Annotated in this window: 2 protein-coding genes; both read right to left on the minus strand. The window is 68.8% G+C overall.

The genetic code is table 11. From position 1 onward, the window contains the following. Positions 1-106: 106 nt before the first annotated feature. Positions 107-15100, minus strand: a complete 14994-nt coding sequence (locus BO221_RS53405; RefSeq protein WP_143195240.1) for an Ig-like domain-containing protein — start codon at positions 15098-15100, stop codon at positions 107-109. Positions 15101-15552: 452 nt separating this feature from the next. Continuing rightward, a complete protein-coding gene (locus BO221_RS03710; RefSeq protein ID WP_073558892.1) occupies positions 15553-16887 on the minus strand; it encodes a replication-associated recombination protein A in 1335 nt (444 codons plus the stop codon). Positions 16888-16944 lie beyond the last annotated feature (57 nt).

The raw sequence follows: 16944 nt of genomic DNA on the forward strand, positions 1-16944 counted from the left end.
CGAATCAGGACAAGCAGGCTAAACAGCTTTCCTCATGATGACTGAATTGGCGGACAGCGCAGGTTGAGCGGGAATCGGTCCGGCTCTCCTCCCTCCGGACCTGGACTCAAGGAGCCTCGCGCTCCACCTCGATGCCCTTCATCTTGAGGATGGTGAATTCCACGCGGCGGTTGTTCTCCCGGCCCTTCGCCGTGGCGTTGGTGTCCACCGGCTTCGCCTCGCCGAAGCCTACCGAGTCAAGCCGCTCCGGAGAGATCGCCTCCTGCTCGACGAGGCGCTTGCGCACGTTGGCCGCGCGGCGGCGGGACAGGTCCAGGTTCTTCACATCCGAGCCCTGGTTGTCCGTGTGGCCCTCCACGCGCACCAGCTCGATCTGCGGGTTGGCGCGCAGCACCGCCGCCACCTGCTTCAGCAGCGGGAAGGACTTCGACAGGATGATGTCCTTGCTGGTGGCGAAGTAGACCTTGTCCAGGATGACGATCTTGTCGCCCTCGACGAGCACCTTCACCTTGCCCTTGTCCGGGCAGCCATCCTCGTCCTTCACCCCGTTGATGACCTCGGGTTCGAGCGGGCACTTGTCGGCCGCGTCAGCGATGCCGTCCTTGTCGTTGTCCGGATCCGGGCAGCCGTCCCCGTCCTCGAAGCCGTCCTTGTCCTCGGCGGCCTGAGGGCAGCGGTCCTCCGGATCCATCAGGCCGTCCCCATCCGTGTCCACCGGAGGCGGCGGAGGCAGGGTGTCCGGGCAACCGTCCCCATCCTCGAAGCCGTTCTTCGTCTCCGGCTCGTTCGGGCAGCGGTCCGCCGTGTCCGCCAGCCCGTCCTGGTCGTTGTCCGGGTCCGCGCAGCCGTCCTCATCCTGGAAGCCGTCCTGGTCCTCCGGGCCCAGCGCGCAGACCGGCGCCGGGGCAGCCTTCACGGGAGCCGGCTCGGGACGAACCGTGGAAACCGGCTCGGGCACTGGCTCGGGACGCGGCTGCGCACGCGCTCCGGCCGTCCACATGATCCCCGCGAAGACGCGGTAGGTCGGCGTGCCATATCCGTGCGTGAGACCAGGGCCACCGCCCACGTGGGCCGCGAACGTATCCGTCACGCGGTACTTCAGCGCGGCGAGCACCTCCAGGGGCCGCTCCTCGACCTCGGTCTCCCGCAGCCCCAACGCGCCCACCAGCGTGGCCTCGGCGGACAGCCGGTGTTTGCCCAGGGAGAACGGCACCTCGGCGCCGAGCCCGTAGACGAGCTCGTTGCCCAGATCCAGGTTGTAGACCGTCTCCTCGCGCCGGAGGTTGAGGCCCACGTTCGCCAGCACGCGCACCTTGCCATTGTCCCACTCTCCGAGCAGCTTCGGCTGCACCGCCACCCCGCTGCCGCCGCGGAACTCCGTGCCTCCCGCGGTGGGGAGGATGACCGGAACCAGCAGGCCCAGGTGCAGCCCTCCGTCCGTGGACAGCAGGCGCACCTTGGGAACCAGGCGCAGGTCCCCCACGCCCGTTCCCGTCACGCCCCCGGAGAAGTGCGGCGCAACCACCGGATCCTCCTCCGAGCTCTGGAGCGTCACGGGGAGCGCCACACCCAGCTCGAAGCGATCGAACAGGGAGATGGAGCCCATCAGGTCCGCGGTGAACTGGTTCTCCACCAACTGGTAGACGAAGTTGTCCGAGCGCGGGTCATAGAAGCCGAGCGGATCCTTCGCGTAGTTCAGCGACAGCCCCAGGTTCCACCCGAGGTGGCGCTCCACCCGCGCGCTGGAGACCCCCAGCACGTCCTTCGCACCAGGGCCCGGCTTGTACTGCTGCACGTCGATGGACTGGGACGTGCCCGGGAACCGCTGGGCCGCCGCCGGAGCCGCCGCGAGGACGGCCAGCAGCACCAGCACTCCGGCCGCGGCGCTCACGTGGGAGCGAACGGCCTCCCGGCGGCGCCTCAGCAGCGGCAGACCGAGCAGCAGCATCGCCAGCGGCACGCCCAGACCATTGCCCGAGGCACCACACCCGTGGCCCGCGAGAATGTAGTCATCCGTGCCGTCCAGCGGGTTGCTGCCGCCCTGCGCCTCCACACCGTCGCTCGCCCCACCCTTGTCGGTGTCGGCGTCGTTCGGGTTCGTCTCGTTGCCCTCCGGGTTGAAGGCACCATCGTGGTCAAGGTCCTCGGCACCGTCGGCGAGCCCGTCCCCATCCGAGTCCGCCTCGAGCGGGTTGGTGGGGTTCTGGCCCTTCACCTCGACACCATCGGAGAGCGCGTCACCATCCGTATCCGCCTTGTTCGGATCCGTCTCGGCCGCGTCGACACGGCCATCGTGGTCGGCGTCCTCGGTGCCATCGTCGAGGCCGTCACCATCCGTGTCCGCCTTGCGCGGGTCGGTGGTGGTGGACGGGTCGTCGTCCGCGCGGAAATTGGGCGAGGAGGTGTTGGTCCCCGCCGGCACCGTGGCGAGCGTCACGCCACGCTCAGTCCCATCGAGCAGACCGTCGTTGTCGCTGTCCGCGTCGAGCGCGTCCACGAGGCCGTCCTGGTCGGTGTCGGTGAGGCCATCGAGCCCGTCCGGCACGCCGTCGTCGTCACTGTCGCTGTCGAACGGATCGAGCCCGAGCTCCAGCTCCCTCCCGTTGTCCACGCCATCACCATCCGCGTCGGTGTCATCCGCGGGGTTGCGCGGGTCCAACTCGCGCTCATCGACGCGGCCGTTGTGGTTGCGATCCTCGATGCCGTCGAACACTCCACCGCCGTCCGTGTCCTTATTGAGCGGATCCGTGGTGGTGCTCGGATCCTGGTCCGGAGTGAAGCGCGAGGGATCCGTGTCATCACCCTGCGCCTCCGTCAGACCCAGCTCGAGACCATCCGAGAGCCCGTCACCATCCGTGTCGGCCTCGCGCGGATTCGTCTCGCCGGCGTCCACGATGCCGTCACGATCGGCATCCTCGTTGCCGTCGAGCAGGCCGTCATCATCCGAGTCGTCGTCGAGCGGATCGGTGAGCGCCGTCTTCACCTCGATGCCGTCCGTCAGGCCGTCACCGTCCGTATCCGGGTTGTTCGGATCCGTGCCCAACACGAGCTCCTCCGCGTCGGTCAGACCGTCGCCATCCGCATCCGGAGGCAGCACGGTCACGGTCACGTCCACCGTGGCCGAGCCCCCCATGCCGTCCGACACTGTGTACGTGAAAGTCACAGTGCCCACGAAGCCATCGGCCGGCGTGAACTCCACCGCCGAGCCATCCGAGGAGATCGCCACCGTGCCTCCGCCGGCCGGCGAGGAGACTGCGGTGACGGTGAGCGTCTCGCCGCTGTCCGGAGCGCTCGAGTCGTTGGCGAGCACGGGCAGCACGAGCGTCCCGCGCACGGCATTCACCGTGAACACGTCCGCGTTCCCCGTCGGCGCGTCGTTGACCGGATTGACGGACACCGTGACGGTGGCCGTGGCCGTGCCGCCATTGCCATCCGACACCGTGTACGTGAACGAGTCCGCGCCGTTGTAGTTCGCGTTCGGCTGGTAGCTCACCACTCCACCCGTCAGCGTCGCCGTGCCATGGGCCGGCGAAGTGACGGAGATCACGGTGAGCGTCTCGCCCACGTCCGGCGCGCTCGAGTCATTGGCCAGCACGTCCACCACGGTGGCCCCGCTGTCCTCGTCCACCACCAGGTCGTCGCCATTCGCCGTGGGCAGGTCGTTCACCGGCGTCACGGTGAGGTCCACCGTGGCACTGGCCGACTTCGCCCCGCCACTGCCGGTGTTCCCCTGGTCATCCACGGTGAGCACGAGGCTGGCCGCACCATTGTACGAGGCCGAGGGCTGGAAGCGCAGACCCTCCAGCGCGCGCCGCACGTCATCGAGCGCACCGGTGAAGGTCACCGCCGCGTCGTCCGAGCCATCACCCGTCGAGAAGCTCAGCCCGCTGGTGCTCGCCAGCGAGAGGGTGCCGTTGGACACCGAGAGCGTCACGCGCAGCGCCCCGGCGCCCACGTCCTCATCGGACACCGAGAAGGCATTGCCTCCAGCCGTGGAGAACACGAGGGCACCATCCTCCACCAGGGACTGCGAGCCCGGAGCACCCACCACCGGCGCGTCGTTGACGGCCCCGATGGTGATGCTGACCGTGTCGGTATCTTCCAGCGGACCACCAGCGCCCGCGTTGCCCTGGTCATTGGACGTCAGCGTGATGGAGCCCGAACCCGAGAAGCCCGCGTCCGGCGTGAAGGTGAGATCCACCAGCGCCGCGTTGATGTCCGCGAGCGTGCCCGAGAACGACATCTCCGTGTCCGCCGTCCCGTCCCCGGAAAGGAACGTCAGGCCCGTGGTGCCACTGAGCGTGAGCGTGCCCGCCGTGGCCTCGAGGGTGACGCGCAGCTCGCCCGTCACCGCATCCACATCCGACACCGCCATGGCCCTCAGCGAGGAGAAGACCAGCGCCGTGTCCTCGGACGTCGTCTGCGGACCGGCGACCAGGTTCACGGGCGCATCGTTCACCGCCGTCACCGTGACATCCACCGTCGCCGTGGCCGTACCGCCCCGGCCATCCGACACCGTGTACGTGAAGCTCGTGGTGCCGGAGAAATCCGGATCGGGCTTGAACTGGACCCGCTCCGCCGTGAACAGCACCGAGCCGTTCGCCGGGGTGGACACCGCCGTCACCGTCAGCGTCTCGCCCGTGTCCGGGTCGCTCGAGTCATTGAACAGGACCTCGATGGAGGTGTAGCCGCTGTCTTCCGCCACCGTGAGGCTGTCGTTGGCCGCGGTGGGCGGGTTGTTGGTGTCGATCACCGTCACCGTGACGGTGCCCGTGGCCGTGCCTCCGTTGCCGTCCGACACCGTGTACGTGAAGCTCGTGGTGCCCAGGAAGCCGGAGTCCGGCGTGAAGCGCACCACGCCGCCCGACAGCGTCACCGTGGCGTTGGCCGCCGTGGACACCGCCGTCACCACCAGCGTCTCTCCGCTGTCCGGCGCGATCGAGTCGTTGGTCAGCACATCCAGCACCACGGTGCCGTCGGTCTGGGACACCGTGAGGTTGTCGTTGACCACCGTGGGCGGGTCATTCACCGGCCGCACCGTCACCGTGACGGTACCCGTGGCCGTACCGCCATTGCCGTCCGACAGCGTGTACGTGAACGTGTCCGGGCCGTTGTAGTTGGCGTTCGGCTGGTAGCGCACCACACCACCCGAGAGCGTCACCGTGCCATGGGCCGCCGTGGACACCGCCGTCACCGACAACGTCTCGCCCGTGTCCGGCGAGCTGGAGTCGTTGGCCAGCACATCCACCACCGTGGCCGCGCTGTCCTCGTCCACCGTCAGGCTGTCGTTGGCCGCCGTGGGCAGATCGTTCTCGGACGTCACCGTCACCGTGACGGTGCCCGTGGCCGTACCGCCATTGCCATCCGACAGCGTGTACGTGAACGAGTCCGTGCCACTGAAGTTGGCGTTCGGCTGGTAACGCACCACGCCACCCGAGAGCGTCACCGTTCCGTTCGCCGCCGTGGACACCGCCGGCACCACCAGCGTCTCTCCGCTGTCCGGAGTATCCGAGTCATTGTCCAGCACGTTGACCACCGTGGCCGCGCTGTCCTCCGCCACCGTCAGGCTGTCATTGACCACCGTGGGCGGGTCGTTCACCGCCGTCACCGTCACCGTGACGGTGCCCGTAGCCGTGCCTCCGTTTCCGTCCGACACCGTGTACGTGAACGTGTCCGGGCCGTTGTAGTTGGCGTTCGGCTGATAACTCACCACGCCGCCCGACAGCCTCACCGTCCCGTTGGCCGCCGTGGACACCGACGTCACGGTCAGCGTCTCGCCCTTGTCCGGCTCGCTGGAGTCGTTGGCCAGCACATCCACCGCCGTGGCCCCGCTGTCCTCCGCCACCGTCAGGCTGTCGTTGGCCGCCGTGGGCAGGTCATTCTCGGACGTCACCGTCACCGTGACGGTGCCCGTGGCCGTACCGCCATTGCCGTCCGACACCGTGTACGTGAACGAGTCCGTGCCACTGAAGTTGGCGTTCGGCTGGTAGCGCACCACGCCGCCCGACAGCGTCACCGTGCCGTTGGCCGCCGTGGACACCGCCGTCACCACCAGCGTCTCTCCGCTATCCGGCGAGCTGGAGTCATTGGCCAGCACATTGATGACCGTGGCCGCGCTGTCCTCCGCCACCGTCGCACTGTCGTTGGCCACCGTCGGCGGGTCATTCACCGCCGTCACCGTCACCGTGACGGTGCCCGTGGCCGTACCGCCGTTGCCATCCGACACCGTGTACGTGAACGTGTCCGTGCCATTGAAGTTGGCCCTCGGCTGGTAGCGCACCACGCCGGCCGAGAGCGTCACCGTTCCGTTGGCCGCCGTGGACACCGCCATCACCGTCAACGTCTCGCCCGTGTCCGGCAAGCTGGAATCGTTGGCCAGCACATCCACCACCGTGGCCGCACTGTCCTCCGCCACCGTCAGGCTGTCGTTGGCCGCCGTGGGCAGGTCATTCACCGAGGTCACCGTCACCGAGACAGTGGCCGTGGCCGAGCCGCCGTTGCCGTCCGACACCGTGTACGTGAACGTGTCCGGACCGTTGTAGTTGGCATGGGGCTGGTAGCGCACCACGCCGCCGGACAACGTCACCGTGCCATGGGCCGCCGTGGACACCGCCGTCACCACCAGCGTCTCGCCCGTGTCCGGCGCGCTGGAGTCATTGGCCAACACGTTGATCACCGTGGCCGCGCTGTCCTCCGCCACCGTGGCGCTGTCATTGGCCAGCGTGGGCGGGTCATTCGCGGGCGTCACCGTCACCGAGACAGTGGCCGTGGCCGAACCACCATTGCCGTCGGACACCGTGTACGTGAACGAGTCCGTGCCGTTGTAGTTGGCGTTCGGCTGGTAGCGCACCACGCCGGCCGAGAGCGTCACCGTGCCGTTGGCCGCCGTGGACACCGCCGTCACCACCAGCGTCTCACCCGTGTCCGGCGAGCTGGAATCGTTGGCCAGCACATCCACCACCGTGGCCGCGCTGTCCTCCGTCACCGTGGTGCTGTCATTGGCCACCGTCGGCGGGTCGTTCACCGGCGTCACCGTGATGGCCACCGTGTCGCTGTCACTCAGCGCACCGCCGCCCGTGTTGCCCAGATCGTTGCTCGTGATGGCCAGGCTCGCCGCGCCGTTGAAATTCGCCGTGGGCATGAAGCTCAGCCCATCCAGCGCCGCGTCCACGTTGGCCACCGTGCCCCGGAACGTCATCGTGCCGTTGGCCGTGCCCGTCCCCACCGAGAACGTCAGGCCCGTGGTCCTGCTGAGCGTCATCACACCGTTGGCCGCCGTCAGCGTCACCTCGATGTTCGCCCCGCCCGCGTCCACGTCCGTCACCGCGATGGCGTTGCCTCCTGCCACCGAGAACACCTTCACCGTGTCCTCGAGCGTCGTCTGAGCCACCGGCACCGTGTTCACCGGCGCGTCGTTCGTGGACGTCACCGTCACCGTGACGGTGCCCGTGGCCGAGCCGCCGTTGCCGTCCGACACCGTGTACGTGAACGAGTCCATGCCACTGAAGTTGGCGTTCGGCTGGTAGCGCACCACGCCACCGGACAACGTCACCGTGCCGTTGGCCGCCGTGGACACCGCCGACACTGTCAGCGTCTCGCCCGTGTCCGGAGCTCCCGAGTCGTTGGCCAGCACATTCACCACCGTGGCCGCGCTGTCCTCCGCCACCGTGACGCTGTCGTTGGCCACCGTGGGCGGGTCATTCACCGCCCTCACCGTCACCGTGACGGTCGCCGTGGCCGTACCGCCATTGCCATCCGACACCGTGTACGTGAACGTGTCCGTACCGTTGAAATTGGCATGGGGCTGGTAGCGAACCACGCCACCGGACAACGTCACCGTGCCGTTGGCCGCCGTGGACACCGCCAACACGGTCAGGGTCTCGCCCGTGTCCGGCCCGCTGGAGTCGTTGGCCAGCACATTGACCACCGTGGCCGCGCTGTCCTCATCCAGCGCCAGGCTGTCGTTGGCCGCGATGGGCAGGTCATTCACCGGCGTCACGGTGAGGTTCACCGTGGCACTGGCCGACTTCGCCCCGCCGCTGCCGGTATTCCCCTGGTCATCCACCGAGAACGAGAGGCTCGCCGGCCCATTGAAATTGGCCGTGGGCTGGAAGCGCAGACCATCCAGCGCGCGCCGCACGTCATCGAGCGTGCCGGTGAAGGTCATCGCCGCGTCGTCCGAGCCGTCACCCGTCGAGAAGCTCAGCCCGCTGGTGCTCGCCAGCGAGAGGGTGCCGTTGGACACCGAGAGCGTCACGCGCAGCTGACCCGAGCCCACGTCCTCATCGGACACCGAGAAGGCATTGCCTCCGGCCGCGGAGAACGCGAGGAACGCGTCCTCCAGCAGGGTCTGCGGCCCCGGAGTTCCCACCACCGGCGCGTCGTTGACTGCCCCGATGGAGATGAGGACCGTATCGGTATCACCCTGGGGCCCGCCAGCACCCGTGTTGCCCTGGTCATTGGACGCCAGGGTGATGGAGCCCGAGCCCGAGACGCCCGCGTTCGGCGAATAGGTCAGATCCTTCAGCGCCGCGTTGATGTTCGCGAGCGCGCCCGTGAACGTCATCGACGTATCCGCCGTTCCGTCACCGGAGAGGAAGGTCAGGCCCGAGATACCACTGAGCGTGACGGTGCCCGCCGTGGCCGTGAGCGTGATGCGCAGCTCGCCCGTCACCGCATCCACGTCCGACACCGCGAGAGCCCTCAACGAGGAGAAGACCAGCGGCGTGTCCTCGGAGGTCGACTGCGCCACCGGCACCATATTCACCGGGGCATCGTTCACCGCCGTCACCGTGACATTCACCGTCGCCGTGGCCGTACCGCCCCGGCCATCCGACACCGTGTACGTGAAGCTCGTGGTGCCAGCGAAGTCGGGAGCGGGCGTGAAGCGCACCACGCCGGCCGAGAGCGTCACCGTGCCGTTGGCCGCCGTGGACACCGCCGTCACCGTCAGCGTCTCGCCCGTGTCTGGCGCGGTCGAGTCGTTGGCCAGCACGTTGACCACCGTGGCCGCGCTGTCCTCCGTCACCGTGAGGCTGTCGTTGGCCGCGGTGGGCGGGTTATTGGTGTCGATCACCGTCACCGTGACAGTGCCCGTGGCCGTGCCGCCGTTGCCGTCCGACACCGTGTACGTGAAGCTCGTGGTGCCCAGGAAACCGGAGTTCGGCGTGAAGCGCACCACGCCGCCCGACAGCGTCACCGTGGCATTGGGCGCCGTGGACACCGCCGTGACCACCAGCGTCTCTCCACTGTCCGGAGCACTCGAGTCGTTGGCCAGCACCGGCACCACCACGGTGCCATCGGTCAGGGACACGGTGAGGCTGTCGTTGACCACCGTGGGCGGGTCGTTCACCGGCCGCACCGTCACCGTGACGGTGCCCGTGGCCGAGCCGCCGTTGCCGTCCGACACCGTGTACGTGAACGTGTCCGTGCCGTTGAAGTTGGCCTTCGGCTGGTAGCGCACCACACCGGCCGACAGCGTCACCGTGCCATTGGGCGCCGTGGACACCGCCGTCACCGTCAGCGTTTCGCCCGTCTCGGGCGCGCTGGAGTCGTTGGCCAGCACATTCACCACCGTGGCCGCGCTGTCCTCGTCCACCGTCAGGCTGTCATTGGCCACCGTGGGCGGGTCATTCACCGCCGTCACCGTCACCGTCACGGTGCCCGTGGCCGTGCCGCCATTGCCGTCAGATAGCGTGTACGTGAAGCTCGCCGTGCCGTTGAAGTTGGCCGCTGGAGTGAAGCGAACCACGCCGGCCGAGAGCGTCACCGTCCCGTTGGCCGCCGTGGACACCGCCGTCACCGACAACGTCTCGCCCGTGTCAGGCGCACTCGAGTCGTTGGCGAGTACGTCCACCACCGTGGCCCCGCTGTCCTCCGCCACCGTCAGGGTGTCGTTGACCGCCGTGGGAGGATCGTTCACCGCCGTCACCGTCACCGTCACGGTGGCCGTGGCCGTACCGCCGTTGCCGTCCGACACCGTGTACGTGAACGTGTCGGTGCCGTTGAAGTTGGCGTTCGGCTGGTAGCGCACCACGCCGGCCGAGAGCGTCACCGTCCCGTTGGCCGCCGTGGACACCGCCGTCACGGACAGCGTCTCGCCCGTGTCCGGCCCGGTCGAGTCGTTGGCCAGCACGTTGATCACCGTGGCCGCGCTGTCCTCCGCCACCGTGGTGCTGTCGTTGGCCGCCGTGGGCAGATCATTCACCGAGGTCACCGTCACCGTGACGGTGGCCGTGGCCGTGCCCCCGCTACCGTCCGACACCGTGTACGTGAACGTGTCCGTGCCATTGAAGTTGGCATTGGGCTGGTAGCGCACCACGCCACCCGACAGCGTCACCGTGCCGTTGGCCGCAGTGGACACCGCCGTCACCACCAGCGTCTCTCCGCTGTCCGGTGAGCTGGAATCATTGGCCAGCACATTCACCACCGTGGCCGTGCTGTCCTCCGTCACCGTGATGCTGTCGTTGGCCAACGTCGGCGGGTCATTCACCGCCGTCACCGTGATGGCCACCGTGTCACTGTCGCTCAGCGCACCGCCACTACCCGTGTTGCCAAGATCGTTGCTCCTGATGGCCAGGCTCGCCGCGCCATTGAAGTGGGCAACGGGCGCGAAGGTCAGTCCGTCCATCGCCGCGTTCACGTTGGCCAACGTGCCCCGGAACGTCATCGTGCCATTGGCCGTCCCCGTGCCCACCGAGAACGTCAGGCCCGTGGTCCTGCTGAGCGTCATCACACCGTTGGCCGCCGTCAGCTGCACCTCGATGTTCGCCCCGCCCGCGTCCACGTCCGTCACCAAGAGGGCGTTGCCCCCAGCCACAGAGAACACCTTCGCCGTGTCCTCGAGCGTCGTCTGCGCCACCGGCACCGTGTTCACCGGCGCGTCGTTCGTGGACGTCACCGTCACCGTGACGGTGCCCGTGGCCGTACCTCCGTTGCCGTCGGACACCGTGTACGTAAACGAGTCCGTGCCACTGAAGTTGGCGTTCGGCTGGTAGCGCACCACGCCACCCGACAGCGTCACCGTGCCGTTGGCCGCGGTGGACACCGCCGACACCGCCAACGTCTCACCGCTGTCCGGCGCGCTGGAGTCATTGGCCAGCACATTGATGATCGTGGCCGCGCTGTCCTCCGCCACCGTGGCGGTGTCGTTGGCCGCCGTGGGCGGGTCGTTCACCGCCGTCACCGTCACCGTGACGGTGCCCGTGGCCGTGCCTCCGTTTCCGTCCGACACCGTGTACGTGAATGAATCCGTGCCATTGAAATTGGCATTGGGCTGGTAGCGCACTACGCCGGCCGAGAGCGTCACCGTGCCATTGGCCGCGGTGGACACCGCCAACACCGCCAGTGTCTCGCCCGTGTCCGGCGAGCTGGAGTCATTGGCCAGCACATTGATGACCGTGGCCGCGCTGTCCTCCGCCACCGTCAGGCTGTCATTGGCCGCCGTGGGCGGGTCGTTCACCGCCGTCACCGTCACCGTCACGGTGCCCGTGGCCGTGCCTCCGTTTCCGTCAGACAGCGTGTACGTGAACGAGTCCGTGCCGTTGAAGTTGGCGTTCGGCTGGTAGCGCACCACACCACCCGAGAGCGTCACCGTGCCATTGGCCGCGGTGGACACCGCCGACACCGCCAGTGTCTCGCCCGAGTCCGGTGCGCTGGAGTCGTTGGCCAGCACATTGACCACCGTGGCCGCGCTGTCCTCCGCCACCGTCAGGCTGTCATTGGCCGCCGTAGGCGGGTCGTTCACCGCCGTCACCGTCACCGTGACGGTGCCCGTGGCCGTGCCTCCGTTGCCATCCGACACCGTGTACGTGAACGTGTCCGTACCGTTGAAATTGGCATTGGGCTGATAGCGCACCACACCGCTGGACAGCGTCACCGTGCCGTTGGCCGCCGTGGATACCGCCGACACCGCCAGCGTCTCCCCCGTGTCCGGCGCGCTGGAGTCGTTGGCCAGCACGTTCACCACCGTGGCCGCGCTGTCCTCCGCCACCGTCAGGCTGTCATTGGCCGCCGTCGGCGGGTCATTCACCGCCGTCACCGTCACCGTGACGGTGCCCGTGGCCGTGCCGCCGTTTCCGTCAGACACCGTGTACGTGAAGCTCGTCGTGCCGTTGAAGTTGGCCGCCGGAGTGAAGCGCACCACGCCCCCCGAGAGCGTCACCGTGGCATTGGGCGCCGTGGACACCGACGTCACCACCAGCGTCTCCCCCGTATCCGGCGCAATGGAATCATTGGCCAGCACGTTCACCACCGTGGCCGCGCTGTCTTCCGCCACCGTCAGGCTGTCATTGGCGGCCGTCGGCGGGTCATTCACCGGCGCCACGGTAATGGCCACCGTATCCGTGTCGCTCAGCGCTCCGCCGCCCGTGTTGCCCAGGTCATTGCTGGTAATGGTCAGGCTCGCCGCGCCGTTGAAGTTGGCCACGGACGCGAAGCTCAGTCCGTCCAGCGCCGCGTTCACGTTGGCCAGCGTGCCCCGGAACGTCATCGTGCCGTTGGCCGTCCCCGTGCCCACCGAGAACGTCAGGCCCGTGGTGCGGCTGAGCGTCATCACGCCATTGGCGGCCGTCAGCGTCACCTCGATGCTCGCCGCGCCCGCGTCCACGTCCGCCACCGAGAGGGCATTGCCCCCGGCCGTCGAGAACACCCTCACCGTGTCCTCGAGCATCGCCTGCGCCGCCGGCACCGTGTTCACCGGCGCGTCGTTCACCGCGTTCACGGTGGTGCTCAGCGAGGTGGAGTTGTTGGCGGTCGAGGGGTCTCCCGTCGACGCGCTCACCGAGGCCGTCGTGGAGATCGTCCCGCCCGCTCCTGGCGCCGTCACCCTCACGGCAATGGAGGAGGGCGTCGCGCCGGTGGGATCGAGCGTGGGCCGGGTGCACGTCACCACGCCGCCCGCCTGGCCGCACGTCCAACCGGTGCCAGTGGCGCTGACGAAGGTGGCGCCCGCGGGCAGGTTCATCGTCGCCGTCACGGTCCTGGCCGTGCTCGGCCCCGCGTTGGAGACATTGAAGGTGTAGTCGAGCGTCGCGTCCTCGTTGACGGGGCTGGGCGACGCGGAGAGCGCCACCGCCAGGTCCGCGCTCGGGTTGAGCGTGTCCGTGTCCGTGGCGCTGTTGTTGGCGGTGTTCGGGTCCGAGTAGTTGGCCGGAATCGACAGCGAGGCCGTGTTGACGAGCGTGCCGGTGGCCGCCGGGCTCACCGTGCCCGTCGCCGTGACGGTGACCGATTCCCCTTCCGCCAGGTCCAGCAGGACGCTGATGTTGCCCGTGCCAGTGGCCGCCGAGCACGACGAGGCGGGCGCGCACGTCCAGGACATGCCCGTCAGCGTCGCCGGGAAGTTGTCCGTCAGCGCGATGAAGCCCGCCCCCAGCGGACCATTGTTGGTGACGGTGATGGTGTACGTCACCGCGGTGCCCGGCACCTCGGTCGCCGCCCCATCCGTCATGGTGATGGACAGGTCCGCCGGGTAGCACATGGGAATGGCCGTCATTCCCGCGGTGGGCTGGCCCGTGGCGCCATCGGTCGCGCCGTTGACGGGGAACTCGGTCAGCGAAGAGGAGGTGGTGGTTCCGGCACGGCCACCCGCCGCGCTGCGCGTCACCGTCCCACCCGCGGTCGCGATGTAGCCACCACCGCCACCGCCGCCCGGGCCCTCGGCCTCGGCGCCAGTGATGAGCTGATTGCCTCCCCTGCCACCCGTGGCCTCGACGCTCACGCCCCTGAGACTGATCGTTCCCAGCATCACCGTGCCACCGGCGCCACCACCACCCGGAGCATCGTTGTGGGTGTTGAAGGTGTCGGTGCCATTGCCACCGTTGGCCGTCACCTTGCCGGTACCCGTCATCGAATAGGCCGCCACCCACACGAGACCGCCGCCGCGCCCACCCGCGCCGCCGGAGTCGTTGTTGGCATCTCCCGCGCCGCCGCCACCGCCGAGGAACAGGCGCCCCGCCGGGTCATTGGTCACGGGCCGGCCACCGAGGCCGCCGTGCTCGTAGCGATAGTCACCACCCCACGCCGTATTTCCCGGCGCCAGGGTCAGCGCGTTCTGGTTGTTGGCGGAGTAGGAGTAGCCCGCGCGTCCGCCACCCGACGAGTTCGTCCGCGCATTGCCGTTGTTGCCGTACCCCGGATCCAGCGCCCAGGCCGACGCACCCGTCACGGTGCCGTTCATCACGCCCTGGCCCGTCCACGTGTTGCCGTTGTTGCCGTTGGCGCCACCACCGCCACCCGTGTTGTGGGCGTTGCCGCCACCGCCGCCGTTGGCCGCCGCGCCGCGGCCATAACGGCCCCCCAGGGTGTCGTAGATCGTCCCGTTGCCCGCGATGCCCTCGCCCTTCTCGCCACCCGTCGTGGCATCCGTCGAGCGATAGATGACCGCGTTGTTCGAGGTGGTGTTGTCCACCGCGCCGCCCCGGAAGCCGGCCGCGTTCGCGTCCAGCGTCCCGTTGACGGTGAGCACGTTCTGCACCTGGAGCGCGAGCACGCCTCCGCGCGTCCCGTCCCAGGGCGTCGCCACCACGCTCGCCCCGGCGTTGACGGTGAGGTTGGAGAACTGGGGCACCCGCACCACCTGGGTCTTCCCCGCGGCCGAGTAGCCGTAGCGCAATCCCGTGATGCACTCACCGCTCGTCTGCAGGGTGATGGTGTTGCCCGAGATGGAGCCCACCGTGAAGAGCTCGTAGCGCCCCGCGTTGTTCAGCGCCGTCACGGTGCCGTAGTTCGCCGTGTCCGTCGTGTTGATGGTGGCGCCCTGCATCTGGATGATCATCAGCAGATCACCCACGGCCAGGTTTCCGAGCTGGCCGATGGGGCTGTTGAGATCCGCCGCGTTGGTGACCTGGATGCTCGTGGCCCCGGCGGCGGCGTCATTGGCGAGCACCGCGTAGCGGTTGAGCACCGTATTGGCGGCCGTGACGGTGTAGTTGCCGTCACTGCCCACCAGCGCGTCGCGCGACACGGCGCGTGCGACCGGGGGCGTCTTCACAACGGGAGATGGCGATTCCGTGCCGCAGGCGGCGCTCAGCGCCAGCACCGTGAGGCAGAGCAGAAACCGGGCGGGCAGTGCCCGGAGCGGATTCGAAGATGAGTTCATCGAATGGGGGGGGAATCGAGGAAAGCGAAAGTGAACGGCCAGGATGCACGGCACCTCGCCGCGCAACCAAATCGACTCACACCTGACCAAGCCCGCCTGTGTGCTCGGGTATCGGCCACGTCTGGGCTACAGGTGGGGCTCCAGCTTCAGCCCGGCGGCAGGTGCAACTGCGATGCGCGTGCCACGAGGTAACCCTCGGCGGCACGCGGCACGGGCACGGAAGGGGCTGTGGCGTTCCGCCTCAGTGCCACGGCACGGCGGAGCGGCGGCCAGGGTCTCCCCGGGAGAGAACGGGAACACGGTCAGTGCTGTGGCGTTTGGGGACAGAGGCGATCCGCCACACACGGTCCGTCCCAGGTGGCGCACGCGGAGTCAGGGAGGGCAGGCCTCGGCTCGACGCGGCGCGTGGTGCTTGCACCTCAACCTGAGCGGCGGGAGCAGGCGAGCGGCCGTCACTCTCCGCGAGTGGCCTTGTCCTCGCGCCACCAGTGGCTCATCCGCTCGTGGATCTCCGCCTCGTGGCCTTCCTTGCTCGGCCGGTAGAAGACGGAGCGATCCAGCGGCTCGGGGAGGTACGTCTGCCCGGGCACGTAGTGGTCCTTGTGGTTCCACGGTGCCTCGTAGCCCTTCTTGTAGCCCAGCTCCTTCATGAGCTCGGTGGGGGCGTTGCGCAGGTGGAGCGGCGGGGCCGCGTTGGGGTTCGCCTCCACGGCCGCCAGCGCCGCGTCCATCGCCTGATAGCCCCGGTTGCTCTTCTTCGCCGTGGCCAGCAGGAGGGTCGCCTGGGCCACGAAGATGCGCCCCTCGGGCATGCCCACGGAGTGGAAGCCCTCCTCGCACGCACGCACGATGCTGATGGCCTCGGGCATGGCCAATCCCACGTCCTCCACGGCGATGACCTTGAGTCGGCGCCACAGCGCCACGTAGTCACCCGTCTGCAGCAGCCGCGCCGCCCAGAAGATGGCGCCCTGGGGATTGGAGCCCCGGCACGACTTCTGGAGGGCGCTCAACAGGTCGAAGTGCTCGTCCCCGTCCTTGTTGTGCCGCGCCAGCCGGGTCCCGGTGGCCTGGAGGGCCGTCTCGCGTGAAATCTCCGCGCCCTCCGCGGTGAGCTGGGCCGCGAGCTCCAGCCCACCCAGCGCCTTGCGCACGTCCCCCCCGCTCCCCTCCACCAGGACGGAGAGCGCCTCGTCACTCACGGTCAGCCGCCGGGCGCCGAGTCCCCGCTTCTCATCGGAGAGCGCCCGCTGGAGCGCGGTCCGCAGGTCCGCCGGGGTGAGCTCGCGCAGCAGGAAGACGCGGCACCGGCTGACGAGCGCGGGCCTCACCTCGAAGCTGATGTTCTCCGTCGTCGCTCCGAGGAGGATGAGGAGGCCGCTCTCCACATGGGGCAGGGCCTGCTCCTGGACGTTCTTGGCCCAGCGGTGGATCTCATCCACGAAGACGACGGTGCGCCGGTGGTACTGGTTGCGCAGGCGCTCGGCCTCGGCCACCACCTCGCGGATGCGGGGGATGCCATCGGAGACGGCCGAGAGGATCACGAACTCCGCGTCGACACTGGCCGCCAGCATGCGCGCGAGTGTGGTCTTCCCCACGCCCGGAGGCCCTCCGAAGAGGCAGGAGACGATGGCCTTGCGCTCGATGAGTTGGCGCAGGGGCGCGCCAGGGCCGAGCAGGTGCGACTGCCCAATGAATTCCTCGGGGGTGCGCGGGCGCATGCGCTCGGCCAGCGGCGCGAAGCGGTTCACATCGACGGAAGCGGCGAACAGGTCGGGACCGGCGGGCATCGGGAGGCGGCACCCTACCATTTCACGGCCCGCGGAAGGCGGCGCTTCCTGCGCCCT

Origin of the sequence: Archangium sp. Cb G35, from assembly GCF_001896145.1 — a bacterium.
Classification (GTDB): Bacteria; Myxococcota; Myxococcia; order Myxococcales; family Myxococcaceae; genus Archangium; species Archangium violaceum.